Below are 26,707 nucleotides of genomic sequence, written 5' to 3' on the forward strand. Positions count from 1 at the left end.
ACGAAGAAAAGCGCGCTTTTCGGCGGTTCTTACGAGCCATTGCGATTCGTTGCCAGTCGTTGCCAGTCGTTGCGATCGCGCGCCAATTCTTTCATCGGAGGAATATCAGCGATGCGAAACGTCTTCAGCCCCGCTGCACGGGTTGCCGAATATGGCAATGTTGAAATATGCGGTGAGCCTTTGGCGACGGCCCTCGCGCGGAAGGCCGCACGCGCGGCGCGAAGCTCCGTAAGCATTGGTAAGAAAACAGTCGGCCGCGCGCCGTGCGCGCCAGTCTAGAATTTCGCCATGAATCCACAGGTCCTTATCGTCGACGACGACCCGGTCGTACGCGATCTGCTATGCAAGTTTCTGCAATCGAACGGCTTCGACGCGTCGGTGCTGCACGACGGCACCCATCTTCAACGCCGGCTCGAACGTGAACGGCCGTCGGTCGTCGTGCTCGACATCATGATGCCGAACACCGACGGCCTGCGCGCGCTCACTGCGTTGCGCGCCGCCGGCGACGACATCCCGGTGATCTTCGTGACGGCGCGCGGCACGGTGGCCGACCGTATCGTCGGGCTCTCGCTGGGTGCGGACGATTATCTGACCAAGCCGTTCGATCCCCGCGAGTTGCTCGCGCGGATCCATACGGTGCTGCGCCGCCGCGGCCCCTCCACCACCAGCGCGCCCGAGGCCCGCAAACCGTATCGCTTCGGTCCATTCGAACTCGACTTCGCCACGCGTTCGCTCACGCGCGACGATTCGAAGCTCCCGCTGCGCGACAGTGAGTTCGCGCTGCTGAAGATTTTCGTCAACAATCCGTACAAGGTGCTGTCGCGCGTACTGATTCACGATCTCGTGCATCGCGACAATCTCGCCTTTCGCGACCGCAGCCTCGACGTGCCGATCTGGCGCCTGCGCCGGGTGATCGAAGACGATCCGTCCAACCCGTGCTACGTGCAAACGGTGCGAGGCAAAGGCTACGTGTTCGTGCCCGACGCCGACGGCACGCCCTTCGCCGACGAGGCCGCCTCAACCGCATGAAAAACCCGCTGAACACGCTGTTCGGCAGAATGGCATTGCTGTCGACGGCGGTGTTGTTCGCGATTCAGGCGGGCTGGTTCGTGCTGGTGGTGATGCAGCCGCCGCGCCATGAAATCGACGGCTTCGCGCGCGGCATTCTGCTGGTGCTACAGGCGCTCAACGGCGAGCCGATCAAGGGCGCCGCGCTCGCGCCCGCGATGCGCGTGCACCTCGTGCCGACTTGGAACATGCCGGCGAGCGTCCATCTGCACACGCCGACCCGTCATCCGCTGGTCGAACTGAGCCGGCATCTGCGCGAAAACTTGCCGCCCGGCACGCAGATTGCCGTCGATGATTTGCGCCCGCCTCAGTTGTGGGTACTGTTCCCCGGCAAATCGAACTGGGTAGTCGTGCCGGTCGACGTTCCGCCGCGCCCGCACTTTCTCGTCGAATCGGTATCGATGCTGCTGGCCGCGCTGATTCTGTCGCTGCTGGCGGTCTGGCAGATGCAACGGCCCTTGTCGCGCGTGGCTGAAGCCGCGCTTGAGTTCGGCTCCGGCGGACGGCCTGAACCCGTCACCGTGCAGGGCCCGCGCGAACTGCGCGAACTGATCGGCTCGTTCAACGACATGATGCGGCGTCTGAACGAAGCCGGCGACGACCAGGCGGTGATGCTGGCGGGCGTCGCGCACGATCTGAAAGCGCCGCTGACGCGGCTCAAATTGCGCGCGAGCGTGCTGGTCGCGGAAAGCGAGCGCGCGGGCCTGATCCGCGACGTCGATTCGCTGACCAACATCGTCCAGCAGTTTCTGGAATTCGCCGGTCAATCCGCCGACGCCGGGCCGCCGGTCGAAGTCGACGCGTTTCTGCAAGAACAGTTTTCCGCCAGTGACAGCACCGAGACGCCGCTCTTCACGCTCGATCTGCAGGCCGGTTCGTCATTCAGGCTGCCGCGCACGCTGCTCGACCGGCTGGTGACGAATCTCGTCGACAACGCGCTCGAGCACGGCGCGCCGCCGGTCGATATCGCGACTGCGCGTAATGACCAGCATTGGGTCATTAGCGTGCGCGATCACGGCCCGGGCATTCCCGACGACCGCATCGCCGCGGCAATGAAACCATTCGTACGACTCGACGCCGCACGTGGCGGCGAAGGCCATTGCGGCCTTGGACTGGCGATCGTCGCGCGGCTCGCGCACGATCGCGGCGGCCGCTGTCATGTGCGCAATCATGCAAAAGGCGGCCTGGAAGTGCGGATCGAACTACCGGCTGGATTGGGAGAAGCGTGAGAAGGATTGTGCGCCGGCGCTTATGTACCCACTTACGCACCCTTACTGGATAGGTTTTCCGGGTGGCTGCGGCCTTATAGTCAGCCCCGGCAACCTCGATGCCGCCCTTCTCTGTCCGCCCTGTTTACTTCGGGCGGACTTTTTTTCGCCTGCACTTGCCGACACGGCGAATACGCCTCGGCCGTCGCGATTCAGGCCACGAGGCGGTCGTGCAAGCTATCGATCGTCGCCTGAGACACCCCGAGGCCTCGCGTCAGATAGCTCGCCATCGTGCCGTAGCTCGCCTGCACCTGATCGAACCCCGCCTGCAGGTAATTTTCCTGAACGCTGAACAAGGGCGCCTCGATCGCCGCCACTGCGTCGCCGTTTTGCGACCGTAGCGTGTCGGTGCTCGCCTTGATCGACGCGGCCGAATAGACGTTGCTCAGCAAATAGTCTTGCATGATGACGTCGATCGGCACGTTGGCGATGCTGAGCAGCAAAGCCGCGACCCAGCCGGTGCGATCCTTCCCTGCGTTCGAATGAAACAGCTGCGCGCCGGCCCCGCTGGCGAGCTGCGTGAGGAGCGTGCCGAAGCTGGCGCGCTGGGCAGCGCCTGTGACGAACGCACGCGCCTCGGCCTCCATGAATGCGACGGCGGCGGCGGCCGAATCGAGCGAGGGCACGACGAAGTCGCTCGTGCCGAGGACATTGATGGCTTGCGATGCCGCGCCGACCGGCAGGATGTCGGCGGTGCGCGCGATTTCGCCGGGTGTGCGCAGATCGTAGACCGCGAGGATGCCGAGTTTGTCTACGGTGACCTGGTCTGTTGCGCTGAGTGTTAGCGCGTTCGCGCGATAGAAGGCGCCACGGCGCATCTGTTTACCGTCGACGGTTGGGTAGCCCGCCGCAGCGCCTGCCACATCCCGGAAGTTGTTGACCGACGCCAGGCGCGGGGTTTCCGGCTGGTCGGCGCCGAGGTTGCCGCCGCCGCAGGCGGAGAGCAGCGAACTGCTTAGACTGGATAGCAGCAGGACGCCCGCTGAGCCTTTCAGGAACGCGCGACGCGACGGGGATGCCCTTACCCGCAAGGGTGTGCTCGCGGGGCGGAGATGTGGCGAGCAGGTTTTTCCAGTTGCGGGCATTGAGTGACGTAAAGGTGGTTTTTGCAGCTTGGGCGCTGCCAGCGCAGTTTAACGGGGGGATATATTTTTTGGGTTACATGGTAGTAGTTGGTAAGGAACCGGGTTTGGTTTTTTGCCCTCCCGGGCGGGTTTGGTTGTGTCCCTTGTGGCATTGGCTCTTCCTTGATCTGTATGCCTACGGCGGTGGCTTTTTCTTTTGTAATTGGTTTATAAATGATTCTGCCCGGTCAGCCCGGCAAGTATCGCGGGACTCACCTCGGGAATGAAGCGCAAATAGCACGCCAAATACTCAGCGGACGTTAAAAAGCCGGGTCACCCTCTCAGGTGCCCGGCTTCGTTTTACCGCTTTGATATACCGCTTTGTCGTCTCCACCACTTCCTGCAAGCTGTGGCCGGCTTTCATGCCCGCAGGCATGAACCGGCCGGAGACTTTTAGCGCGGCAGTTCCGAATCTCCCATCAGGAACGCATCGACCGAACGCGCGCACTGGCGGCCTTCGCGAATCGCCCACACCACCAGCGACTGGCCGCGGCGCATATCGCCCGCTGTAAACACCTTATCCACCGACGTGTAATACGCCTTGTCGCCTTCGGTCGACGCACGCACGTTGCCGCGTGCATCCTTGTCGACGCCGAATGCTTCGAGCACGGGCGAGACCGGCTGCGTAAAGCCCATCGCGAGCAGCACCAGATCGGCCTTCATTTCGAATTCGGAGCCCGGCACTTCCTGCATCTTGCCGTCCTTCCATTCGACGCGCGCGGCGATCAGCTTCTCGACCTTGCCGTTCTTGCCTTCGAGACGCTTGGTCGCCACCGACCAATCGCGCGAGCAGCCTTCGTCATGCGACGACGACGTGCGCAGCTTGATCGGCCAGTACGGCCACACGAGCGGCTTGTTCTCTTCTTCCGGCGGTTGCGGCAGCAGTTCGAATTGCGTGACGCTCTTCGCGCCATGACGGTTCGACGTACCGACGCAGTCCGAACCCGTATCGCCACCACCGATCACGACCACATGCTTGCCCTTCGCGAGCAGCTGGTTCGCAACCTTGTCGCCGGCATTGACCTTGTTCTGCTGCGGCAGGAATTCCATCGCGTAGTGGATGCCTTCGAACTCACGGCCCGGCACCGGCAGATCGCGTGGCGTTTCCGAACCACCCGTGAGCACCACGGCGTCGAACTGTTCTTTCAGCTCGGCCGGCGTGATGGTTTCCTTCGCCATGTTGCCGATATGCGCCGGCAGCGAATCCGGCTTGCCGATGAACACGCTGGCGCGGAACGTCACGCCTTCGGCTTCCATCTGACGCATGCGGCGATCGATCAGCCACTTTTCCAGCTTGAAGTCAGGAATGCCGTAACGCAGCAGGCCGCCGATGCGGTCGTTCTTTTCGAACACCGTCACATCGTGCCCCACGCGCGCGAGTTGCTGCGCGACGGCCAAACCGGCGGGGCCGGAACCGACCACCGCGACCTTCTTGCCGGTCTTGTGCTTCGGCGGCTGCGGTGCGACCCAGCCTTCGGCCCACGCCTTGTCGATAATCGCGTGTTCGATCGACTTGATGCCGACCGGATCGTCGTTGATACCGAGCGTGCACGCCGCTTCACACGGCGCCGGGCAGATGCGGCCCGTGAACTCCGGGAAATTGTTGGTGGAGTGCAGCACTTCGATCGCGTTCTTCCAGTCCTGATGGAACACCAAGTCGTTGAAGTCCGGGATGATGTTGTTCACCGGGCAGCCGTTGTTGCAGAACGGAATGCCGCAGTCCATGCAACGCGCGCCTTGAATCTTCGCTTCGTCGTCGGTCAGTGCCGCGACGAATTCCTTGTAGTGCTTCACACGCGTGAGCGGAGCTTCGTACGCCTCGTGGCGGCGCTCGAACTCGAGAAAACCGGTTGCCTTGCCCATGTGGTTCTCTTCTCTATCTGTATCAGGTGGGGTGATCTACACCCGCCGCGCGTCGAACAATCGAGAGGCGGCGGGTACGGCTAAATGTGACGTCTTCGGACGGAACAGCGGGTTGGCCAGTCAGGCGGCGAGCACTTCCTTGTTCGCCTTCTTCGCAGCCATCTCGCCCAGCGCGCGCTTGTATTCGGTCGGGAACACCTTCACGAATTGACGGCGCGACGCGTCCCAGTTTTCGAGCAGCGCCTTTGCACGCGGCGAACCCGTGAACTGGAAGTGACGTTCGATGAGCCCCTTGAGCAGTGCTTCATCCGTTGCGCCGCTGTGCCACAAGCCCTTGTCGACCGTGCGTTCCTGTTCGGCCTGTTGCAAGACCGGATCGAGCGCGACCATCGACTTGTTGCACTTGCCGGCAAACGTGCTGTCCGGGTCGTATACGTAAGCGATACCGCCCGACATACCGGCCGCGAAGTTACGGCCCGTTTCGCCGAGCACGACGACCGTGCCGCCCGTCATGTATTCGCAGCCGTGGTCGCCCGTGCCTTCGACAATCGCCGTCGCACCCGAGTTACGCACGCAGAAACGCTCGCCTGCGACGCCGCGGAAGAATGCTTCGCCTTCGATCGCGCCATACATCACCGTGTTGCCGCAGATGATGTTTTCTTCCGACTTGCCGCGGAAATCGTTGGTCGGACGAATGATGATGCGGCCACCCGACAAGCCCTTGCCGACGTAGTCGTTACCGTCGCCGACCAGATCCAGCGTGATGCCCTTCGCGAGGAACGCGCCGAAGCTCTGACCCGCGGTGCCCTTCAACTGGATGTGAATCGCGTCGTCGGGCAGGCCGTCGTGGCCGTACTTCTTCGCGATCGTGCCGGACAGCATCGCGCCGACCGTACGGTTCACGTTACGCACCGGCTGGATGAACGAGACGTGCTCGCCCTTCTCGATCGCGGCCTTCGCCTTCTCGATCAGCGTGTGATCGAGCGCCTTCTCAAGACCGTGGTCCTGCGCGTCGACGTGCTTGCGTGCGACTTCAGCCGGCACTTGCGGCAGATAGAACACGCGCGAGAAGTCGAGACCCTTTGCCTTCCAGTGCTCGATGCCCTTCTTCATGTCGAGCAGTTCGGCGTGGCCGATCAGGTCGTCGAACTTGCGGATGCCCAGTTGCGCCATGATTTCGCGCGCTTCTTCCGCAACGAAGAAGAAGAAGTTGACGACGTGTTCCGGCTGGCCCTGGAACTTCGCACGCAGCACCGGATCTTGCGTCGCGACGCCGACCGGGCAGGTGTTCAGATGGCACTTGCGCATCATGATGCAGCCTTCGACGACGAGCGGCGCCGTCGCGAAGCCGAACTCGTCCGCGCCGAGCAGCGCGCCGATCACGACGTCGCGGCCGGTCTTCATCTGACCGTCGGCCTGCACGCGGATACGGCCGCGCAGCTGGTTCAGCACGAGTGTTTGCTGCGTTTCGGCCAGACCCAGTTCCCACGGCGTGCCGGCATGCTTGACCGACGACAGCGGCGAAGCGCCCGTGCCGCCGTCATGGCCCGCGATCACGACGTGATCGGCCTTCGCTTTCGCGACACCCGCAGCCACCGTACCGACGCCCGATTCCGACACCAGCTTCACCGACACGCTGGCCGCCGAGTTGGCGTTCTTCAGGTCGTGAATCAGCTGCGCCAGATCTTCGATCGAGTAGATGTCGTGGTGCGGCGGCGGCGAAATCAGGCCGACACCCGGCACCGAGTAACGCAGCTTGCCGATGTACTCGGACACCTTGTGGCCCGGCAACTGACCGCCTTCGCCCGGCTTCGCGCCCTGCGCCATCTTGATCTGGATCTGATCGGCCGATGCAAGGTATTCCGCCGTCACGCCGAAACGGCCCGACGCCACCTGCTTGATCTTCGAGCGCAGCGAATCGCCTTCCTTCAGCGGAATGTCGACGATCACTTCATCGCCGATCACGGACTTCATCGTGTCGCCGTTCTTGATCGGAATGCCACGCAGTTCGTTGCGATAACGGTTCACGTCCTCGCCGCCTTCGCCGGTGTTCGACTTGCCGCCGATGCGGTTCATCGCGACCGCCAGCGTGGCGTGCGCTTCCGTGCTGATCGAACCGAGCGACATCGCGCCGGTGGCGAAACGCTTGACGATTTCCTTCGCCGATTCGACTTCGTCGAGGGCGATCGCCTTCGACGGGTCGAATTTGAACTCGAACAGGCCGCGGAACGTCATGTGGCGCTTGGTCTGATCGTTGATCAGATGCGCGTATTCCTTGTACGTCTGATACGAGTTGCTGCGCGCCGAGTGTTGCAGCTTGGCGATCGCATCCGGCGTCCACATGTGTTCTTCGCCGCGCACGCGGTAGGCGTATTCGCCGCCCGCGTCGAGCATGTTCGCGAGCACCGGGTTGTCGCCGAACGCCTCACGGTGCAGACGGATCGCTTCTTCCGCCACGTCAAAGAGGCCGATACCGCCAACCTTCGACGAGGTGCCGTTGAAGTACTTCGCGACCAGATCTTCCGCGAGACCGACGGCTTCGAAAATCTGCGCGCCGGTGTACGACATGTAGGTCGATATGCCCATCTTCGACATGACCTTCTGCAGGCCCTTGCCGACTGCCTTGGTGAAGTTGTAGACCGCCTTTTCCGCCGACAGGTCGCCCTTCAGGCCGGCTGCGAGCTGGCCGAGCGTTTCCATTGCAAGGTACGGGTGCACGGCTTCCGCGCCGTAGCCCGCGAGCAACGCGAAGTGGTGCGTTTCACGCGCCGAGCCGGTTTCGACGACCAGACCCGCGCTCGTGCGCAGACCGTGCTGCACGAGGTGCGTGTGGATCGCGGCAGTGGCGAGCAGCGCCGGAATCGCCACGTTGTCGCGGTCGGTCTTGCGGTCCGACACGATCAGCATGTTGTAGCCGGACTTCACCGCGTCGACAGCTTCCGCGCACAGCGACGCGAGACGCGCTTCGATACCTTCCTTGCCCCAGGCCACCGGATAGCAGATGTTCAGTTCATACGAACTGAACTTGCCGCCCGTGTACTGATCGATCGCGCGGATCTTCGCGATGTCCTTGAAGTCGAGCACCGGCTGCGACACTTCGAGACGCATCGGCGGGTTGATGTTGTTCGTGTCCAGCAGGTTCGGCTTCGGACCGACGAACGACACCAGCGACATCACCATGTTTTCACGGATCGGGTCGATCGGTGGGTTCGTCACCTGGGCGAACAGCTGCTTGAAGTAGTGATAGAGCGTCTTGTTCTTGTTGGACATGACCGCCAAAGGCGAGTCGTTGCCCATCGAACCGACGGCTTCTTCACCCGCTTGCGCCATCGGCGCCATCAGGAACTTGAGGTCCTCCTGCGTATAACCGAACGCCTGCTGGCGATCCAGCAAAGCGGCGGCTTCGCGGCGCTCCGTCACGACGTCTTCGGCCTTCGGCTCGATTTCGTCGAGCTTGATCCGGACCGCGTCGATCCAGCTCTTGTACGGCTTGGCGTTCGCGAGGTTGTCCTTCAGTTCCTTGTCGTCGATGATGCGGCCGTGTTCCATGTCGATCAGGAACATCTTGCCCGGCTGCAGACGCCACTTCTTGACGATCTTCGATTCGGGGATAAGCAGCGTGCCCGCCTCCGACGCCATGATCACGAGGTCGTCGTCGGTGACGATGTAACGCGCGGGACGCAGACCGTTACGGTCGAGCGTCGCGCCGATCTGACGGCCGTCGGTAAAGGCGATCGCGGCGGGTCCGTCCCACGGCTCCATCATCGCGGCGTGGTATTCGTAGAACGCGCGGCGGTTGTCGTCCATCAGCGTGTGCTGTTCCCAGGCTTCCGGGATCATCATCATCATTGCGTGGACGAGCGGGTAGCCAGCCATCACCAGCAGTTCGAGACAGTTGTCGAACGAGGCGGTGTCCGATTGGCCCGGATAAATCAGCGGCCACAGCTTCGGGAGGTCGTCGCCGAGCACGTGCGACGCGATCGCGCCGGTACGGGCGTTCAGCCAGTTGACGTTGCCCTTCACCGTGTTGATTTCCCCGTTGTGGGCGATCATCCGGTATGGGTGAGCCAGTTCCCACGCCGGGAACGTGTTGGTCGAAAAGCGTTGGTGCACCAGCGCCAGTGCCGAGACGGTGCGCTCGTCCTGCAGGTCGCGATAATACACGCCGACCTGGCCCGCCAGCAGCAGACCCTTGTAGACGACCGTGCGCGCCGAGCACGACGGCACGAAGTATTCCTTGCCGTGCTTGAGCTTGAGCGCCTGGATGCGGTGGCTCGCGGTCTTGCGGATCACGTACAGCTTCCGCTCGAGCGCGTCGGTCACCATGATGTCCTTGCCGCGGCCGATGAAGATCTGGCGGATCAGCGGCTCGCTCGCCTTCACGGTGGGCGAAATCGGCATGGTGTGGTCGACCGGCACGTCGCGCCAGCCCAGCACGACCTGGCCTTCGGCCTTCACCGTACGTTCCAGTTCCTGTTCGCATGCGAGACGCGATGCGTGTTCCTTCGGCAGGAAGACCATGCCGACGCCGTACTCGCCGTTCGGCGGCAGAACGACGCCTTGCCTGGCCATTTCCTCACGATAGAAACCGTCCGGAATCTGGATCAGGATGCCCGCGCCGTCGCCCATTAGCGGATCGGCGCCGACGGCGCCCCGGTGGTCGAGGTTCTCGAGAATCTTCAGGCCTTGTTGAATGATCTCGTGGCTTTTCTTGCCCTTGATGTGAGCGACGAAGCCGACGCCGCAGGCGTCGTGCTCGTTTTGCGGGTCGTAAAGACCTTGCGCGGCGGGAACCGGGTGAGTCGGTTGCTGGTGGTCGTTCATGGGGACACCGTCTGTGAGGGGCCGGACAGGCCGTTAAACCGTTTTTCTATTGCCGCAGTTCGCATCGCAACCACGACGGCGGCTCAGTACGCTCGATGCTACGCGTACCAAAAAGCGCCGGAATTCGGAATATACGCGACGAATCAATGGAATAGCAAACAAAACCTGATGGTACGACCCCTATTATCAAGTTGGTGCATTGCGGCTAATTTTTATTGGTGCCATATCAAAAAGGTGCAAAGAAAACGGCATCCGAAGATGCCGTTCCGCGCGCAGCCCTTTGATGCAAAACGCTTTATTGCGTCTGCGGCGTCTCGCGCGCTTTGCGCGGCCGCCCGCGCGGCAGCGGCGACACCCGCCGGTTCGCCGCTCGCGCCGCCCACTCCCGATACGTCTCGCTGCCCAAAACCCAGCCTTTCAAAGTGGCCTGCTGAAGCTGGCTGGCCTCGCGCTCGTCGAGCGGCTGCTCGCACAACTCGCGGTACGCGCGTTGCCGCTCGAACGGCGTGTTGCCGAGCGACCAGTACAACGGATGATCGGTAATGAGGCTGTCGAGCGTGAGGCCAATGTGATGGCGGTAGCTCGACCAGCGGTAGTCCTCCGGCGCGCTCACGAGTTGCGTGCGCACCGGACACATCTCGACTACCCGGCTCGCCAGCAGGAAGTAACGCTCGCCCTCGATCACCGTCGCGCGGTAGCGGCCCTCCCACAGCGTGCCGCGGCGCGCATAGCGCCGGTTGAAGTGGGCGACGTAGCGGCGCCCCACTGCCTGCATCGCTTTCGGCAGACTCGACTCCTCGGTCGGCGTGACGAGCAATTGCACAGCGCCCGGCATCAACGCATACGCGTGGATCGACAAATGGTGGTCGCGCGAAGCCGCTTTCAAACAGTCGATGAAGAGCTCGTAGTCCTGGTCGTCGACAAATGCGGGCTGCTGGTCGAGTCCACGGAGGATGACGTGCTGCGGCTGGTCAGGGACATAGAGACGTGCAAGCCGTGCCATGCTGAAGTATCCAATAGTCGCGTTGGTATATACCCGAAGGTCCGAAAAGCCGCATGGGCGCTGGGTTCGGCGCGGCGCGGCTTAGCCAGAAACCGCCCGGCGCTTAGGGAGAAAGCTCTAACTGCCGCGTATGGTTTGTTTCAAACGTTGTGGTCATAATGAGCGGGCCTTTTTTGGAGGAGCACATATGAAATTAAAACAGGCCATAACGGGGATCGCGGCGCTCGCCTGTATGACGGCAGCTCACGCGCAATCGGCCGGCAGTTTTTACGCTACGACGGGGTGGTTCCATTTCGCCCCCCAAGACAGTAGCGATCCGTTGAAGGAAACAAGCGTCGGCGGGACACCCGTCAACATCTCACTACCCGGCACGGGCGCTGGCATCGACAGCTCCGACACCATCGGCTTAAGCCTAGGCTACTTTGTCACCGATCACATCGCCGCGGAAGCTGAAATTGGCATTCCACCGAAATTCAACCTGCTAGGCACAGGCACCTTCGAGCAATTCGGTACGCTCGGCTCCGCGAAGCAATGGAGTCCTGCTCTCCTGTTCAAATACTACTTCAACGACGCTACCGCGGCGTTCCGACCGTATGCCGGCCTCGGCGTCACGTACGTCTGGTTCACGGACGCGAAGATCTCCAACACTGCGTTTGAACAACGCGTACTGCATGGTCCGACCTCGGTATCGACGGATCGTTCCTGGGCACCGGTGTTTAATCTCGGTTTCAACTATGCGTTCACCAAACACTGGTTCGCAGGGTTCTCCGTCTCATACATACCGCTCAGCGTAACCGCGAAACTGACCTCGAACGCGGCGACTCCGGTCGGCAACCTGACCGTGACGTCTGAGGCAAAAATCAGACTCAACCCAATCGTTACTTTCGCAAAGATAGGTTACGTCTTCTAACGAGGCAGGCTGTGTTTGCATGGATCGAACCGTCGCGAACAGTCCGCACCTCAGCCAAACGCCGTCACATATGTGACGGCGTTTTTGATTTTATGCCTGTCACCTATTGTGGTAAATGCCGAATGCATTGTAATTTTGACCACCGACCGACCTTTCCAGTGCAATTTCTGCCGCCAGAAACCGTCGGCACGTGTGCGATGATCTCGCTGGAACACCGCACGGCCTTTGGCATCGAAGTTGCGTGACGTCATGTTTCCCGCATGAGCACGCGGAGACTTTTCTCACCTTCATCGACGGAGCGACCATGACAGCACTTCCGAACACACGAGACGCCCTCGGCGAATCCTGGACCACCACCAGCCGCCGTGCGCGGCGAATCGCTCGCCGTAGCCGCCACGCGGTTGAAGACATCGCCGGCGAATTGCGCACGCTGATCTCGGAACTCGAAGACACGCTGGCCGACGGCACGCATGCCGATGCCGTGGCGCTACGCAGCAAATTGCGCAAGCGACTCGAGGTTGCGCGCGCCCGTCTGAACGACACCCGCGAAGCCATGCGCCAGCGAGCCGAAGTGGCGATCTCGGACGCCGGCGAGTATGTGCACGAAAATCCATGGCAGGTGATTGCGATCGTCGGCGGCGTCGCGCTGATCGCGAGCGCCCTGCTCGCGTCGCGGCTGCGTTAAAAACGGCGCGCCGGGCCGCCGCCTCGGTGGCGGCCGTTCACTAAGGGCATGCGCAGCGGCGCCATAGCCCGGCACCGATGCTCGGTGGTGCCGACCGATCAGTTGTCGTCGATCACGAACAGCCGCTGGTATTCCTTCACCGCATATCGATCCGTCATGCCCGCAATGTAGTGGGCGATCAAGCGCGACTGCAACGACGCGTCCGGCGACTGATAGCTGGGCGGCAACAGCCGCGGATCTTCCGTGAACGCGCCAAACAGGCCGACCACCACGCGGCGCGCCTTGTTCGCCATACGCATCACCCGGTAGTGGCGATACAGGTTCTTGAACAGAAAGCGCTTGAGCGTTGCGGCCTGCGAAGCGATCGCTTCGCTATGTGCGACGAGCGGCGGTGCGGCCCGCACTGCGTCCAGCGAGGCCGGCGCATGCCGGATCAGATTAAGGGTGGTCGTATCGATCAGGTCGACGATCAGCGTATTGATGATGCGGCGCACCGTCTCGTGGATCAGCCTGCGCCCTTCGATCTGCGGAAAATCGCCGCGCGCCGCCTCGTAGTGCGTCTGCCATAACTCCACTTCGGCAAGCTGCTCCACCGTGAGCAAGCCTGAGCGCAAACCGTCGTCGACGTCGTGATTGTTGTAAGCGATCTCGTCGGCGACGTTCGCGATCTGTGCTTCGATCGACGGCTGCCGTCCTTCGAGAAAACGTTCGCCGAGCGCGCCGAGCCGCCGGGCGTTCTCGCGCGAGCAATGCTTGAGAATGCCTTCGCGTGTTTCGAAACAGAGGTTCAGCCCATTGAACGCGCCGTAGTGCTCCTCGAGATCGTCGACCACCGCAAGGCTTTGCAGGTTGTGTTCAAAGCCGCCGTGTTCGCGCATACATTCGTTGAGCGCATCCTGGCCGGCATGGCCGAACGGCGTATGGCCGAGATCGTGCGCGAGCGAAATGGCCTCGACGAGGTCTTCATTGACCCGCAGATTGCGTGCAACCGAACGCGCGATCTGCGCGACTTCGAGACTGTGCGTGAGGCGTGTCCGAAACAGATCGCCCTCGTGATTCACGAACACCTGGGTTTTGTACTCGAGGCGGCGGAATGCCGTCGAGTGAACGATGCGATCGCGATCGCGCTGGAATTCGGTGCGCGCGCTAGGCGCGGCTTCGGGATAGCGGCGGCCGCGCGACTGCGCGGAATGCGCCGCATACGGCGCGAGATGCGCTTCGAGTGCTTCGGGCGAAGGCACGCCGATCGCCGCGGCGCCTTCCGGGTGATTCTTTACATCGTCGCTGCGCCTGTCAGTCACCGGTTTCTCCGAAACATGGGCGGCGCCTCGTGACGCTGGTGCGTGATGCTTTGCTGCAATGCCTCGCCGTTTCTAGACGGCGGCGGCCAGCGTTGCGTGCACGGCGGCGTCGGGCGCCTGGGTGATCAGCGTCTCACCGAAACGCTTCAGCAGAATGAATTTGATCGCGCCGGCCTCGGCCTTTTTGTCGACCCGCATCAGTTCGACGTAGCGCGACTCGCCGAGCGCGGGCGCGCGGGTTGGCAGATGCGCAGCGACGATCACGTCGACCAGACGCTTGCGCGCGGCTTCGTCGAGAAAGCCCTGCCGCACGGACAGGTCCGCCGCCATCACCATCCCGCAGCCGACCGCCTCGCCGTGCAGCCATTCGCCGTAGCCGAGCCCGGCCTCGATCGCGTGGCCAAAGGTGTGGCCAAAATTGAGGATCGCGCGCAAGCCGCCTTCGCGCTCGTCCTGTGCCACCACCGACGCCTTGATTTCGCACGAGCGCTTGACCGCCTCGGCCAGCGCCTCTGGCTCGCAGCGATTGAGCGCGTCGACGTTCGCTTCGATCCAGCTGAAAAAGCCGGCGTCGGCAATCGCGCCGGTCTTGATCACTTCGGCGATGCCCGCCGCCAGTTCGCGCGCAGGCAGCGTGCGCAGCGCGCCAATGTCGGCGATCACGGCTTGCGGCTGATAGAACGCGCCGATCATGTTCTTGCCAAGCGGATGATTGATGCCGGTCTTGCCGCCTACCGACGAATCGACCTGCGACAGCAAGGTAGTCGGCACCTGAATGAACGGGACGCCGCGCATGTAGCAGGCCGCGGCAAAACCCGTCATGTCGCCGATCACGCCGCCGCCCAGCGCGATCAGCGTGGTTTTACGGTCAGCCCGCGCGCCGAGCAGCGCGTCGAAAATCAGATTCAGCGTTTCCCAGTTCTTGTACGCTTCGCCGTCCGGCAAAACGACCGTCGACACCTGCTTGCCGAGCGGTGCCAGCGCGGCGCGCAGATTGTCGCCGTACAGCGGCTCGACCGTGGTGTTGGTCACGATGGTGACCGAGCTGCCGGCGATATGCGGCGCGAACAACGCGGTCTGGCCGATCAGGTCGGCACCGATATGGATGGGGTAGGCGCGCTCGCCCAGTTCGACATTGACGGTAATCATACGGTCCATTATGACGCAGGATGTTTGGCGACGCCGGCCATCTCGAGCTGCATCAGAACCATGTTGACGAGTCCGTTGACCGAAGGCCGGCCGGTTTCGATCACAAAATGCGCGCATTCGCGGTACAGCGGGTCGCGCACTTCGTAGAGCGCTTCAAGGCGCGCTTTCGGGTCTTCAGTCTGCAAAAGCGGGCGATTTTTGTCGCGCCGGGTGCGCAACCACAGATCGTGCGGATTGGCACGTAGATAGATCACCACGCCGCGATTTTGCAGCGCTTCACGGTTTTCCGGCCGCAAAATCGCGCCGCCGCCCGTTGCGAGCACGATATTGTCGCGTCCGGTCAGGTCGGAAATCACGTGCGCTTCGCGGTCGCGAAAGCCCGCTTCGCCTTCCAGTTCGAAGATCACGGGTATGCGCGCGCCCGTGCGCGCCTCGATTTCGTGATCGGAATCGAAGAACGGGCGATCCAGCCGGCGCGCAACGGCCCGGCCCACGGTGGTTTTGCCTGCCCCCATGAGCCCTACAAAAAATACATTGGCGTGTGCGTCCCGCGCTTGCAACGGTGTCCTCTGGCTAATCCGGTATGGTTCGTGCCGCAGCTTACTGGCAAAGCGGCTGCCTTGTCGAGCCTGCGCGCCGCCGCTCGCGAGCGGCGGCAGCATGCCCCTAATTTGTCTGAACGACGCGCGGCGTGATGAAAACCGCCAGTTCGCTGCGCTTGTCGCGATGCACCCGATGACGAAAAAGCGCACCTAAAAGCGGTATTTTGCCCAGGAGCGGCACCCGCGTCACATCGTCCCGGTCGTCGATCGCGTAGATGCCGCCGATCAACACCGTACCACCATCCTCGACCTCGACCCGCGTTTGCACGTGTTTGGTGTTGATCGCGGGGCCCGCATCGGTCTGCTCGCCGACGCTATCCTTGGCGACGTCGAGGTCCAGCACCACCCGGCCGTCCGGCATGATGTGCGGCTCTACCTCCAGTTTGAGCGTGGCGCGGCGAAACTGCACGCCGGACACGCCCTGCCCCACTTTTGCCTGATACGGCAGCTCGGTGCCCTGCTCGACGACCGCTTTCATCCGGTCCGCCGTCACGACCCGCGGACTCGAGACGATTTCGCCGCGGCCCTCGGCTTCCAGCGCGCTCAGCTCGATATTCAGAAGCCGCGTGGCTTGCGCCGCGAACAGCGTCAGGCCGGCAGTAGCGGCGTCGAACCCGGAAATCGGCCGCGCGGACAGATCGTAGACGGTGCCGTCCTTGCCGCCGGTGAGGCCTCGGGCAGCGCCGTCGGCGTTGGCCGCCGCCATCGACAGACGCACACCCAGATTGCGCGAAAAACCGTGCTCGCCCTCGACAATACGTGCTTCGATCAGCACCTGACGCGTCGGCCGGTCGACGGAGGCGAGCAGCGCGGTGATCTGCGCGAGGCGGCCCTCGAGGTCGGTGACGAACAGCAGATTGGTGCGCGGATCGGCCGTCGCGGCACCGCGTTTGGACAGCACGCGCTGGTTGCCCGCGCCCGTCAGCAGGCGCCGCACGTCTTCGGCGCGCGCGTAGTGCAGCTGGAAGGTGCGGCTCGCGAGCGGCTCCAGATCGGCGGCTCGTGCGTGCGCTTCAAAGCGCTGCCGCTCGCGCGCGGCCAGATCGGCACGCGGCGCGACCCAGATCACGTTGCCATTGCGCTCCATCGCCAGACCGTTGACGTCGAGCAAGGTGTCGAACGCGGTGCGCCAAGGCACTTTGTCTAGCCGCAGCGAGACGGCGCCGCGCACCCTTTCGCTCGCAACGATGTTCAGTCCGGTGAATTGGGCGAACGCGCTGAGCACGGCACCGAGTTCGGCACGCTGGAAGTTCAGCGTGATGGGTTTATCGTCGGCGGCGAGCTTGCCGTCGGCGGGGCTTTTCGGCGCGTTGCTCAAGCGCGCCAGCGGGGGCAGCGGCACCGGCGGACCTTCGAGTGCGGATGCGCCGGCGGCTCCAGTGGCCTCGTCGCGAGCGGCAGCGGATTGTGGTCGCAACGGCACCGAGCCGTCTGTGCCGCTAAACGGGTCATCTGCGCGGTCGTTGCCGGCGGTTGCCGCCGCGCGCGATGCCGCCGGCTCATCGGCGGCATTGTTGCGAAACGGATTGGGCACTTCGGCGGCAATGCCGCGCGGCAGTTGCGGTGCGTTGTACGGGACATCGAGCGGTGCGATGGCATCGTCGAGCGACATGCTCGCGGGCAACGGCGGCAGTGGCGGTTGCAGCTGGGCCGACGCATGCGCGACTCCGGCACCGGCCGCTGTGCTAACGAAGAGGCCGAAGCATAGACGAGCGCCCACACACCACACGGTGCGGCGAATGAGTTTCGCACGCCTCATCAGGATGCCTCCGCGAGCGCCAGCGTACGCGTCGCGCCGCCATTGGCCAGCGTGATGCTGAGCGCGTCGACCCGCGTAACGCGCTCAGCGCCGAACTGCTGTCCCGGCGCGACGGTCGCCGCGCCGTCCGGCGTTTCGAGTAAGGCGAGCCCGCGCGTGCGATCGTGCAGCAAGCCGGCCAGACGTAGCTGCGAAGCGTCGGGCAGGTCCCCGCCTGCCAGCATTTGCGGCGGCGAGAACGGATCGTAGAACACGATGTCTTCGTCGGCCTCGGTATCGAGGCTGTCGTCGGCAAATGCGTCCGCGGAGACACTTGAAACCGCCGGTCTCAGCGCGCTGAACACGCGCAGCGTCGCGCTCACGGCGAGCAAAGCGCCGTTCCGTTTGACGGTCACGTCCTCGGGGACGATCAGCACCGGCAAGTCCGACAGCTCGCGCAGAAACGACATCAAATGCACGAAATCGGTCTGCGCGGCGAGACGTATCGGCCGCATATGTTCTGCGCCCGAGCCACTCGCGGCGCCCGGTTCCACCGCGAGCAACGCGACGCTATTTTGCGCGGCCAATTCGGACACGAGACGCACATCGTCGGCGGAGGTCCATGGCGTCGGCAAATGTGCGGCGTGCGCGCTCGCGGCTTCGCGACGCAGCGCGGGTAATTGCGTCAGCGCGCGCCGCGCGTCGGCGAGATGCCGCGTGGCGGCATCGAATGCTGTCTGGCTCGCCCCGAGGCCACTGAGGTCGGCCACGACCCAGCCATGCGCGCCCAGCCCGAACACCAGCGCAGCAATCAGCAAAGCGACTACCCAGCGACGCCGCCGGCTCCACGCATCGAGCGGCAAACGCACGCGCTTCATCCATTGGGACAGGGATAACCGCGCGCCTGCCGCGCCGCCCATATCGACAAACGTTGTAGTCATTTCGAACCTCTTGATTGCTCAGACTGCATCGGACGTTGCGCAGTGGCGACCGGCGCATGGGCCACCTTGTGCGGCGGATCGGTCCAACGCAAGCGCGCGCCGAATTCGATCGGGCCGATTTCTCCGGCTGCTGCAGCCGCATTGCTGCGTGACACCGAGCGACGCAGGTCGCTCACCTCCGCACCCTTCACGCCGCGGATCGCACTCAAACGTTTGAGCCAGTCGGCCGACGCGATATGTCCGCTTGACGTCGCCAGCAACTCCGTCTCGTGCTCGCGCTGACGCAACTGCTGCAGAACGACGCCATCGCCCGGTTCGAAACTCAGCGCATCCAGCAGATCGCGCAGATGCGTGAGCGGTTCGGACAAGCTCGCTGCACGCGCGGCGCCTTTGCGCTGCTCGTCTTGCGCGCGTAGCAACTTCGCGTGCTCGGCGAGCGGCGCGGTCAGTTGCGTGAGCGACCGTTCGAGCGACGCACGCTGCGCATCAAGCCGCGCCCACTCGAACGCTTGCCATCCGGCCAACGCCAACACGGCGGCGCAACCGGCGAGCGCCGCGCCGGTCCATTCGAGCAGGCAGCGCCGCCGCGCAAGCCGCGCGTTACGCTGCCGGTAGGGCAGCAAATTGAAGCCGCCGAGCCAGGGGCGTGCGAGGCGCGTGCCACGCGATGAAACCGGCGCGCCTGAACCATCGGCATGCAAACGATCTCGCATCATTCGAGCACCCCGCGCAGCGCGAGGCCGAATGCGACCGCGCCAGACGGCTCGTGCAACAACGGATCCGTCAGCGACCGCGCGAGGCCGCCAAGCGCTGCGCACTCGAACGGCAACACCGTGCAGCCCAACACGTCGGCCATATCCGCAAGCGAAAAACCTACGCCGTCGAGCAAGTCGACCTCGCCACTCAACAATGCGCAGTCGAGTGCGGGACCATCGGCGAGGTCGCGCAATGCGTCTGCGAGATCCGAGTACTCGGGCGCCGGATAACGAATGTCGCCGACGATGCTGTCGTCGGCGATACGCCACCCGGACACGCCATCCGCGCCGATCCAGATCGCGACATAGGGCTCGTGCGGATCGAGTTCGTGACTGGCGGCGTATCGCATTGCGCGCAACGCCGCATGCGGCTCACCGTCGATTGCGGTGAGCGAGATGCCCGCGGTGGCCGCGCATTCGATGCGCGCTTCGAGATGCTGCCGTGCGGTCGCGGCGATCGTCACCGAGCGAATCGACGACGGCGCTTCGTCGAGAAACCAGTCGACTGCCAACGCATGCCGCTCGAGACCCGCGATGCGCTCCACTTCGCTCATCACCGCCGGTTCGAGCTCGGCCAGTTCGTGCCCGCAGTCTTCCGCGCAACCGCTGAGCGCGGCAAGCCGTGTGAGCGGCATCGTGGTGGTCAGCGTGGCTGAGGCGGGCAGCGCCATCGCACAGCGCAACGCGTGCGTCGCACAGGCGCGCGGCAAGCCCGCGAAGGCATCGCGCAACGCACGCGCCACTGCGTGCCGGTCGGCGATCTCCGTGCCGGCCATCGCGCCGGCCGCAAGCTGCACGCTCGTCACGTATTCGATGCGCAGCGCAGCGCTTGCGCTCGAACGCTGACTCACCACGATAAGACGTACCGCCTGCGAACTAACATCGATCCCCGCCGCGAAGCGCTCCACTCCCATTTGCATTCCCTGAAGCCACGAACTTTTGAACGTCATCACGCCCTCCCTCCAGACTCACGCGACGAACCATTCGAACGCGAGTAGCGAGGAAGAATTGTGCGTAGTCGCGCCGCTGCGCGACACTCAGCCGAATGGCTAACATTGCGTACCGCGCGCCCTGCATGCGCTCAAAGCGACTACAGTGAAGTCATTCCTGCGCGGCGCGAAGACTTGTCAAAAACTGTCAGTAAGCATGCCGAAAGCTGAAAAGCGAGGCGGCTATAATCGCGGGACTGTTTTTTGGTGCCCATATGCAATCCACGTCTCCTACGTCCCCGCCGCCCGTGCCGCAGAAGCGCAAACGCCCGTTGTGGCTCAAGCTCATCCTTGGCTTTGTGGGTCTGATCGTCGCTGGCATTCTGTGCGCGCTGCTGGTGCTCGGCTATGCGCTGGTGGTGGCAACGCCGAACCTGCCGTCGCTCGATGCGCTCACCGACTACCGGCCCAAGGTGCCGCTGCGCATCTATACGGCCGACCATGTGCTGATCGGCGAATTCGGTGAAGAGCGGCGCGACATCGTCCATATCCAGGACGTACCCGACAGCCTGAAGAAGGCTGTGCTCGCAATCGAAGACGCGCGCTTCTACGATCACGGCGGCGTCGACCTGACCGGCATCGCGCGGGCCGGCTTCGTTGCGCTGACCAACGGCCACGCCACTCAGGGCGCCAGCACGATCACGATGCAGGTGGCGCGCAACTTCTTTCTGTCGAGCGAGAAGACCTACACGCGCAAGATCTACGAGATGCTGCTCGCATACAAGATCGAGTCGAAGCTGACCAAGGATCAGATTCTCGAGGTGTACATGAATCAGATCTATCTCGGCCAGCGCGCGTATGGCTTCGCGAGCGCGGCGCGGGTGTACTTCGGCAAAGATCTGAAAAATCTGACGCTGGCGGAATCGGCGATGCTGGCCGGCCTGCCGAAGGCGCCGTCGGCGTATAACCCGGTCGTCAATCCAAAGCGCGCGAAGGTGCGCCAGGAGTACATCCTGCAGCGCATGTACGAACTGCATTACATCACCCAGGAACAGTACGACGAGGCGAGCAAACAACCGCTCGTCGTCAAGGGCGCGGGCAAGGAATTCAGCGTGCACGCGGAGTACATCGCGGAAATGGTGCGGCAGATGATGTACGCGCAGTATCGCGAAGAGGCCTACACGCGCGGCCTGAACGTGGTGACGACGATCGACTCGGCCGACCAGGACGTCGCTTACCGTGCGCTGCGCAAAGGTCTGATGGATTATGAACGGCGCCACGGCTATCGCGGCCCGGAAGCGTTCATCGACTTGCCGTCCGACGCGGACGACCGTGAACAGGCAATCGACGACGCGCTGCTCGAACATCCCGACAACGGTGAACTCATCGCCGCAGTGGTGACCGCGGCGAACCCGAAGCAGGTGCAGGCAACCTTCATCGACGGCAACGTCGCGACCATTCAGGGCGACGGTCTGCGCTTCGCCGCGTTCGCGCTCGGCACGCGCGCGCAGCCGAACCAACGCCTGCGGCCCGGCGCGATCATTCGCCTTGTCAAGGGCGACGACGTCAGCTGGTCGATCACGCAATTGCCGCAAGTGGAAGGCGCGTTCGTGTCAGTGATTCCACAGGACGGCGCGATTCGCGCGCTGGTCGGCGGCTTCGACTTCAACAAGAACAAGTTCAACCACGTCACTCAGGCGTGGCGTCAGCCGGGTTCGAGCTTCAAGCCGTTCATCTATTCGGCGTCGCTTGAAAAAGGGCTCGGACCGGCCACGGTGATCAACGACGCGCCGCTCTTTTTCAGCGCCGCTGAAACCGGCGGTCAGGCGTGGGAGCCGAAGAACTACGGCGGCGGATTCGACGGTCCGATGACGATGCGCACCGCATTGCAGAAGTCGCGGAACCTCGTATCGATTCGCATCCTGAACCAGATCGGCACCAAGTACGCGCAACAGTACATCACGCGTTTCGGCTTCGATGCGGATCGTCACCCGGCCTACCTGCCGATGGCGCTCGGCGCGGGTCTCGTCACGCCATTGCAGATGGCGGGCGCGTTCTCGGTGTTCGCCAACGGCGGTTATCGGATCAACCCGTACCTGATCGCCGAAGTCACCGATCAGCGCGGTGTCGTGGTCGCACACGCGCAACCGCTGGTCGCAGCCCAAAGCGCGCCGCATGCGATCGAACCGCGCAATGCATACGTGATGAACAGCCTGCTGCAAAGCGTCGCGCAACGCGGCACGGGCGCGAAGTCCAACGTGCTGAAACGCACCGATCTCGCCGGCAAGACGGGTACGACCAACGATTCGCGCGACGCGTGGTTCGCCGGTTATCAGCGCACGCTGACGGCCATCGCATGGATCGGCTACGACAATCCGCGCAGTCTGGGCGATAAGGAAACCGGCGGTGGCCTGGCGTTGCCGGTGTGGATCGATTACATGGGGCGTGCGCTCAAAGGCGTGCCGGAATACCAGATGCCGATGCCGGACGACGTGACCGAGATCGGTTCGGAACTGTACTTCGACGACTTCACGCCTGGACACGGCTTCATCGCGACAGTCGGCGTGAGCCAGGCCACGCTCGATGCGGCGGCGAGCGGTTCGGCGGCTGAGGCAGCGCCCCGACAAGTCGGCGAGCAGGAAAAGCAGGACATCATGAATCTGTTCCGCGGACACTAGCGCCTGAAGCGTCTGAACTGCGCCGAACATGTAAAAACGAAACCGCCGCGCTCGATGCGCGGCGGTTGCGTTTCAACTGCAGTATCGGTTGCGGACTTTACGCTTCAAAGCGGATCGGCTCACCGGCCTGCTGCGTCGCGTAGTCCGATAAGGCCGCGAAGAATTCCGTGCCGCTACGGGTGTCGCGCCACTCGCCGTCAATGAAACGGAAGTGGAAACCGCCCGCTTTCGCGGCGATCCAGATCTCGCTCATCGGCGGTTGCAAGTTGACGATGATCTTCGAACGGTTCTCGAATTCGAGGGTCAGGACATTGCCGCTGCGCTCGAATTCGATGTCGGCATCGGTGTCGTCGAGTGCGCGTTCGATGGCGGCTAGCGCGGCTTCCGCGCGGGTCAGGTATTCACTATCGGACATGCTAAACTCCATCGATTATTTATTCAGGGACAGTCATGCGAGTCGTATCTCGGATGCGCGCGGCGGCGCCCGGCCGCGCGATTGTAGCGGTTTTAGCCATTCTCGCAGGTTGCGCACTCAGCGGCTGCGGGCAACGCGGTTCGCTCTACCTGCCAACCGTGCCGCCGCTGCCGGCCAAGCCGATCGATCGCACGCAACCGCCGTCGCCGGATGAAGTGAAACCCGGCGCGGAAACCGCCTCCGCAGCCGGCACCGTGCCCGACACGTCGGGCACGCCGCTCTCGTTGGCGCCGGAAAGCGAACTCGCCGCGCCGCCGGGGTCTGCCGCATCCGCTGCTACGGCGGCCCCGCTGCCTGCCTCCGCCGTCACTCCCGTTCAATAAGACTTTCGCATGACTCGATCCGCATTTGACTACGTCGACGGCGTGTTGCACGCCGAAGGCGTGTCCGCCGTCTCACTCGCCGAGCAGTTCGGCACGCCGCTGTACGTCTATTCGCGCGCCGCGCTCACCGAAGCGTGGAACGCGTACGCGGGTGCTTGCGCCGGCCGTCGCGCGAGCGTGCACGTCGCCGTCAAGGCAAATAGCAATCTCGCGGTGCTGAATGTGTTCGCGCGTCTCGGCGCCGGCTTCGACATCGTCTCGGGTGGCGAACTGGCACGCGTGCTGGCCGCTGGCGGCAAGGCGGAAAACACTGTGTTTTCCGGCGTCGGCAAGAACGCCGATGAAATGCGCGACGCGCTCGCGGCCGGCGTCAAATGCTTCAATGTCGAATCGATTCCGGAACTGGATCGCCTGAACGCGGTTGCCGCGGAAATGGGCAAGAAGGCGCCGGTGTCGCTGCGCGTGAATCCGGACGTCGATGCCAGGACGCATCCGTATATCTCCACGGGCCTGAAGTCGAACAAGTTCGGCGTCGCGTTCGAGGATGCGCGCGCCACCTATCGTGCCGCCGCGGCAATGACGCATCTCGACGTGGTCGGCATCGATTGCCATATCGGCTCGCAGATCACCGAGGTCGCACCGTATCTGGACGCGGTCGATAAAGTTCTGGAACTGGTCGAGCAGATCGAGCAGGACGGCGTGAAAATTCGCCATATCGATGTAGGCGGCGGTCTCGGCATCACCTACGACGACGAAACGCCGCCGGAAATCGGCGACTTCGTGCGCACCGTGCTCGATCGCATCGAAGCGCGTGGTCATGGCCACCGCGAGGTGTACTTCGAACCGGGCCGTTCGCTCGTCGGTAATGCCGGCGTGCTGCTCACCCGCGTCGAGTTTCTGAAGCCGGGCGCGGAAAAGAATTTCGCCATCGTCGACGCTGCAATGACCGATCTTGCGCGCCCTGCGATGTACGAGGCGTATCACGCAATCGACGCGGTCGTTAAGCACGAAGTGCCCGCACACGTGTACGACGTAGTCGGGCCGGTTTGCGAAAGCGGCGACTGGCTGGGTCGCGAGCGTCTGCTCGCGGTCGAACCGGGCGATCTGCTGGCGATTCGTTCGGCAGGCGCGTACGGCTTCGTGATGAGCTCGAACTACAACACGCGTCCGCGCGCGGCCGAGGTGATGGTCGATGGTACACAAGCGCATGTGGTTCGCGCTCGAGAAAAGGTAAAACAGCTATTTGCAGGCGAAACGATCTTGCCGGCGTAAACGTCAAAGCGAACGTCAAAGCTGACGCTGCATAAAAAAGGCGATGCCGCCGCGGCATCGCCTTTTTCTATTACGCACTGTGCAGCGTGGTCAGCGTGTTTTTAAGCTCCGCTCACGCAGCCATACGATCAAGCGCCATCCCAGCAGCGCAACCATGATCGCACCGTAAATCCTCGGCAACAGCAGGTCATGCTTGCCCGCCTTCATCCACCAGAAATGCAGAATCGCGAGCGCGCCGATCGCATAGATCGCGCGATGCAACGTCTGCCAGCGGCGTCCGAGTTTGCGCACCATCGCGCGCGGCGACGTGAGCGCCAACGCAATCAGCAACACGAACGCGGCAAAGCCGACCATGATGAACGGCCGCTTGCCGATGTCCTTCAGAATCGCCGCAACGTCGAACCATTGGTCGAACCACAGGTAGGTCGTAAAGTGCAGCGTCGCGTAGAAAAACGCGTACAGGCCGAGCATGCGACGAAACCGCAGCAGCGCCGGCACGCCGCTCAACCGGCGCAACGGCGTCACGGCCAACGTGATGCACAGGAAGACGAGGGTCCAGAGGCCCGTCGAGCGCGTGATGAACTCGATCGGGTTCGCGCCGAGCCGATCGGTCGCGCCGAACAGCACAATGCGCGCGAGCGGGTACAACGCCGCGATGAACACCGCGATCTTCGCCGGCACGATCCAGCGTGCGCCGGTTGTGGGCCGCTTTGCCGTCGTCGATGCGGATTGTGCTCGCAGCACTTTGCGTTCGGTTGGAGCAACAGGTTGCGTATTGGAAGCCATGTTCACGCCGCTCAAAAATTCTTCTTCAAGTCCATACCCTGATACAGCGACGCGACCTGATCGCCATAGCCGTTAAACATCAACGTCTTGCGCTTGGGCGTGAAGAAACCGTCGTCGCCGATGCGCCGCTCGGTCGCCTGGCTCCAGCGCGGATGATCGACGTTCGGGTTCACGTTCGAATAGAAACCGTATTCGTTCGACGCGTACGTGTTCCAGCTGGTCGGCGGTTGCTTGTCGAGGAAGCGGATCTTCACCAGCGACTTCGCGCTCTTGAAGCCGTATTTCCACGGCACCACGACGCGGATCGGCGCACCGTTCTGATTCGGCAGCACCTGGCCGTAGAGGCCCATAGTCAGCAACGTTAGCGGATTCATCGCCTCATCCATCCGCAACCCTTCGGAGTACGGTCAATCGAGCACCGGCGTCGACAGGCCCGGCATCTGCGAAGGATCGGCCAGCGTGATGAACTGGACGTATCTGGCATTGCCGGTCGGCTGCACACGCTTGATCAGCTCGGAAAGCGGCACGCCGATCCACGGAATCACCATCGACCAACCCTCGACGCAACGCAGCCGGTACACGCGCTCCTCGAGCGGCGCGAGCTTGAGCAATTCGTCGATGTCGTACACCTTCGGATTCTTCACCTCGCCTTCGACGCTCACCTTCCACGGATGCGGCCGCAGCGTGCCGGCGTTCTGTGCCGGATCGGCTTTGTCGGTGCCGAACTCGTAGTAGTTGTTGTAGGTGGTGATGTCCTTGAACGGCGTGATCTTGTCGAGCGCGACAAATTTCGCGTTGGTCTTCGCCGCCAGCTTTTGCGCCCTCGGATCCGGCGAGGCATACGCCGCCAGCGCCTCGCCACTCACACCGATCAGGCCGCCGAACGCCACCGCGCCCGCAGCCTGCAACACACGCCGCCGGCTTTCAAAAACCCGCTGCGGCGTAATTTCGCTGCGCGCGATGTCATCGCCGGTGAGTTGAATTCTGTCGCTTCGCTTGATCCACATCGTGCT

Annotated in this window: 20 protein-coding genes and 1 pseudogene; 7 read left to right on the forward strand and 14 right to left on the reverse strand. The window is 63.2% G+C overall.

The features are described from left to right. Positions 1-288 precede the first annotated feature (288 nt). Both AC3WOG_RS18995 and AC3WOG_RS19000 read left to right on the forward strand, forming a co-directional pair. Entirely contained in the window at positions 289-1,029 is a 741-nt protein-coding gene (locus AC3WOG_RS18995; RefSeq protein WP_492579381.1) for a response regulator, read from the forward strand. Beyond that, positions 1,026-2,297, forward strand: coding sequence for an ATP-binding protein (locus tag AC3WOG_RS19000; RefSeq protein WP_492579382.1), 1,272 nt, complete (start codon positions 1,026-1,028; stop codon positions 2,295-2,297). Before AC3WOG_RS18995 ends, AC3WOG_RS19000 begins: the two co-directional genes overlap by 4 nt. A 191-nt stretch (positions 2,298-2,488) precedes the next feature. Here AC3WOG_RS19000 and AC3WOG_RS19005 read toward each other — a convergent pair whose 3' ends face one another. The 4 genes from AC3WOG_RS19005 to AC3WOG_RS19020 all read right to left on the reverse strand — a co-directional run bounded on the left by AC3WOG_RS19005 (position 2,489) and on the right by AC3WOG_RS19020 (position 11,150). Then, positions 2,489-3,421, reverse strand: coding sequence for a tyrosine-protein phosphatase (locus tag AC3WOG_RS19005; RefSeq protein ID WP_492579383.1), 933 nt, complete (start codon positions 3,419-3,421; stop codon positions 2,489-2,491). 432 nt (positions 3,422-3,853) lie between these two features. Continuing rightward, positions 3,854-5,323: a glutamate synthase subunit beta gene (locus tag AC3WOG_RS19010; RefSeq protein ID WP_492579384.1), complete on the reverse strand. Its 1,470-nt coding sequence runs from the start codon at positions 5,321-5,323 to the stop codon at positions 3,854-3,856. 120 nt (positions 5,324-5,443) lie between these two features. Beyond that, a complete protein-coding gene (locus AC3WOG_RS19015; RefSeq protein WP_492579385.1) occupies positions 5,444-10,147 on the reverse strand; it encodes a glutamate synthase-related protein in 4,704 nt (1,567 codons plus the stop codon). 295 nt (positions 10,148-10,442) lie between these two features. Then, positions 10,443-11,150, reverse strand: a complete 708-nt coding sequence (locus AC3WOG_RS19020) for a transposase (RefSeq protein WP_492579386.1) — start codon at positions 11,148-11,150, stop codon at positions 10,443-10,445. Between the two features lie 187 nt (positions 11,151-11,337). Here AC3WOG_RS19020 and AC3WOG_RS19025 point away from each other — a divergent pair, with 187 nt between their 5' ends. Both AC3WOG_RS19025 and AC3WOG_RS19030 read left to right on the forward strand, forming a co-directional pair. Next, complete coding sequence (locus AC3WOG_RS19025) at positions 11,338-12,060, forward strand: OmpW/AlkL family protein (protein WP_492579387.1); 723 nt, start codon at positions 11,338-11,340, stop codon at positions 12,058-12,060. A 304-nt stretch (positions 12,061-12,364) separates the two neighbouring features. Next, the gene (locus AC3WOG_RS19030) at positions 12,365-12,745 is read left to right on the forward strand and encodes an ElaB/YgaM/YqjD family protein (RefSeq protein ID WP_492579388.1); all 381 of its coding nucleotides are present in this window, start codon (positions 12,365-12,367) and stop codon (positions 12,743-12,745) included. Positions 12,746-12,843: 98 nt separating this feature from the next. Here AC3WOG_RS19030 and AC3WOG_RS19035 read toward each other — a convergent pair whose 3' ends face one another. The 7 genes from AC3WOG_RS19035 to pilM form a co-directional block, all read right to left on the reverse strand. Continuing rightward, positions 12,844-14,046, reverse strand: a complete 1,203-nt coding sequence (locus AC3WOG_RS19035) for a deoxyguanosinetriphosphate triphosphohydrolase (RefSeq protein WP_492579389.1) — start codon at positions 14,044-14,046, stop codon at positions 12,844-12,846. 72 nt (positions 14,047-14,118) lie between these two features. Then, on the reverse strand, positions 14,119-15,195 hold the full coding sequence (aroB, locus tag AC3WOG_RS19040) for a 3-dehydroquinate synthase (RefSeq protein WP_492579842.1): 1,077 nt from the start codon (positions 15,193-15,195) through the stop codon (positions 14,119-14,121). Positions 15,196-15,203: 8 nt separating this feature from the next. Further along, positions 15,204-15,755 carry a shikimate kinase gene (locus AC3WOG_RS19045; protein ID WP_410837674.1) on the reverse strand — a complete coding sequence of 184 codons (552 nt, stop codon included), beginning with the start codon at positions 15,753-15,755 and terminating at the stop codon, positions 15,204-15,206. Positions 15,756-15,861: 106 nt separating this feature from the next. Continuing rightward, positions 15,862-17,556: a type IV pilus secretin PilQ gene (locus AC3WOG_RS19050; protein WP_492579390.1), complete on the reverse strand. Its 1,695-nt coding sequence runs from the start codon at positions 17,554-17,556 to the stop codon at positions 15,862-15,864. Beyond that, complete coding sequence (locus tag AC3WOG_RS19055; RefSeq protein WP_492579391.1) at positions 17,556-18,476, reverse strand: hypothetical protein; 921 nt, start codon at positions 18,474-18,476, stop codon at positions 17,556-17,558. The genes AC3WOG_RS19050 and AC3WOG_RS19055 overlap by 1 nt, the downstream gene beginning before the upstream one ends. Further along, a complete protein-coding gene (locus tag AC3WOG_RS19060; RefSeq protein WP_492579392.1) occupies positions 18,473-19,192 on the reverse strand; it encodes a fimbrial assembly protein in 720 nt (239 codons plus the stop codon). Before AC3WOG_RS19060 ends, AC3WOG_RS19055 begins: the two co-directional genes overlap by 4 nt. Next, positions 19,189-20,181, reverse strand: coding sequence for a type IV pilus biogenesis protein PilM (gene pilM, locus AC3WOG_RS19065; RefSeq protein ID WP_492579843.1), 993 nt, complete (start codon positions 20,179-20,181; stop codon positions 19,189-19,191). The genes AC3WOG_RS19060 and pilM overlap by 4 nt, the downstream gene beginning before the upstream one ends. A gap of 254 nt (positions 20,182-20,435) precedes the next feature. On the opposite strand from pilM, the gene AC3WOG_RS19070 reads away from it, so the two are divergent. After that, entirely contained in the window at positions 20,436-22,838 is a 2,403-nt protein-coding gene (locus AC3WOG_RS19070) for a penicillin-binding protein 1A (protein ID WP_492579393.1), read from the forward strand. 97 nt (positions 22,839-22,935) lie between these two features. Here the strand turns inward: AC3WOG_RS19070 and cyaY are convergent, their stop codons facing one another. Further along, positions 22,936-23,253 carry an iron donor protein CyaY gene (gene cyaY, locus AC3WOG_RS19075; protein WP_341314110.1) on the reverse strand — a complete coding sequence of 106 codons (318 nt, stop codon included), beginning with the start codon at positions 23,251-23,253 and terminating at the stop codon, positions 22,936-22,938. 35 nt (positions 23,254-23,288) lie between these two features. On the opposite strand from cyaY, the gene lptM reads away from it, so the two are divergent. Further along, positions 23,289-23,636, forward strand: coding sequence for an LPS translocon maturation chaperone LptM (gene lptM / locus AC3WOG_RS19080; RefSeq protein WP_492579394.1), 348 nt, complete (start codon positions 23,289-23,291; stop codon positions 23,634-23,636). A gap of 9 nt (positions 23,637-23,645) precedes the next feature. Continuing rightward, positions 23,646-24,908 carry a diaminopimelate decarboxylase gene (gene lysA, locus AC3WOG_RS19085; RefSeq protein ID WP_492579395.1) on the forward strand — a complete coding sequence of 421 codons (1,263 nt, stop codon included), beginning with the start codon at positions 23,646-23,648 and terminating at the stop codon, positions 24,906-24,908. Between the two features lie 90 nt (positions 24,909-24,998). Here the strand turns inward: lysA and msrQ are convergent, their stop codons facing one another. Both msrQ and msrP read right to left on the reverse strand, forming a co-directional pair. Next, a complete protein-coding gene (gene msrQ, locus AC3WOG_RS19090) occupies positions 24,999-25,694 on the reverse strand; it encodes a protein-methionine-sulfoxide reductase heme-binding subunit MsrQ (protein WP_492579396.1) in 696 nt (231 codons plus the stop codon). 11 nt (positions 25,695-25,705) lie between these two features. Continuing rightward, a pseudogene (gene msrP, locus AC3WOG_RS19095) lies at positions 25,706-26,701 on the reverse strand (protein-methionine-sulfoxide reductase catalytic subunit MsrP). Between the last annotated feature and the right edge of the window lie 6 nt (positions 26,702-26,707).

This window comes from Paraburkholderia sp. FW306-02-B (genome assembly GCF_058782725.1).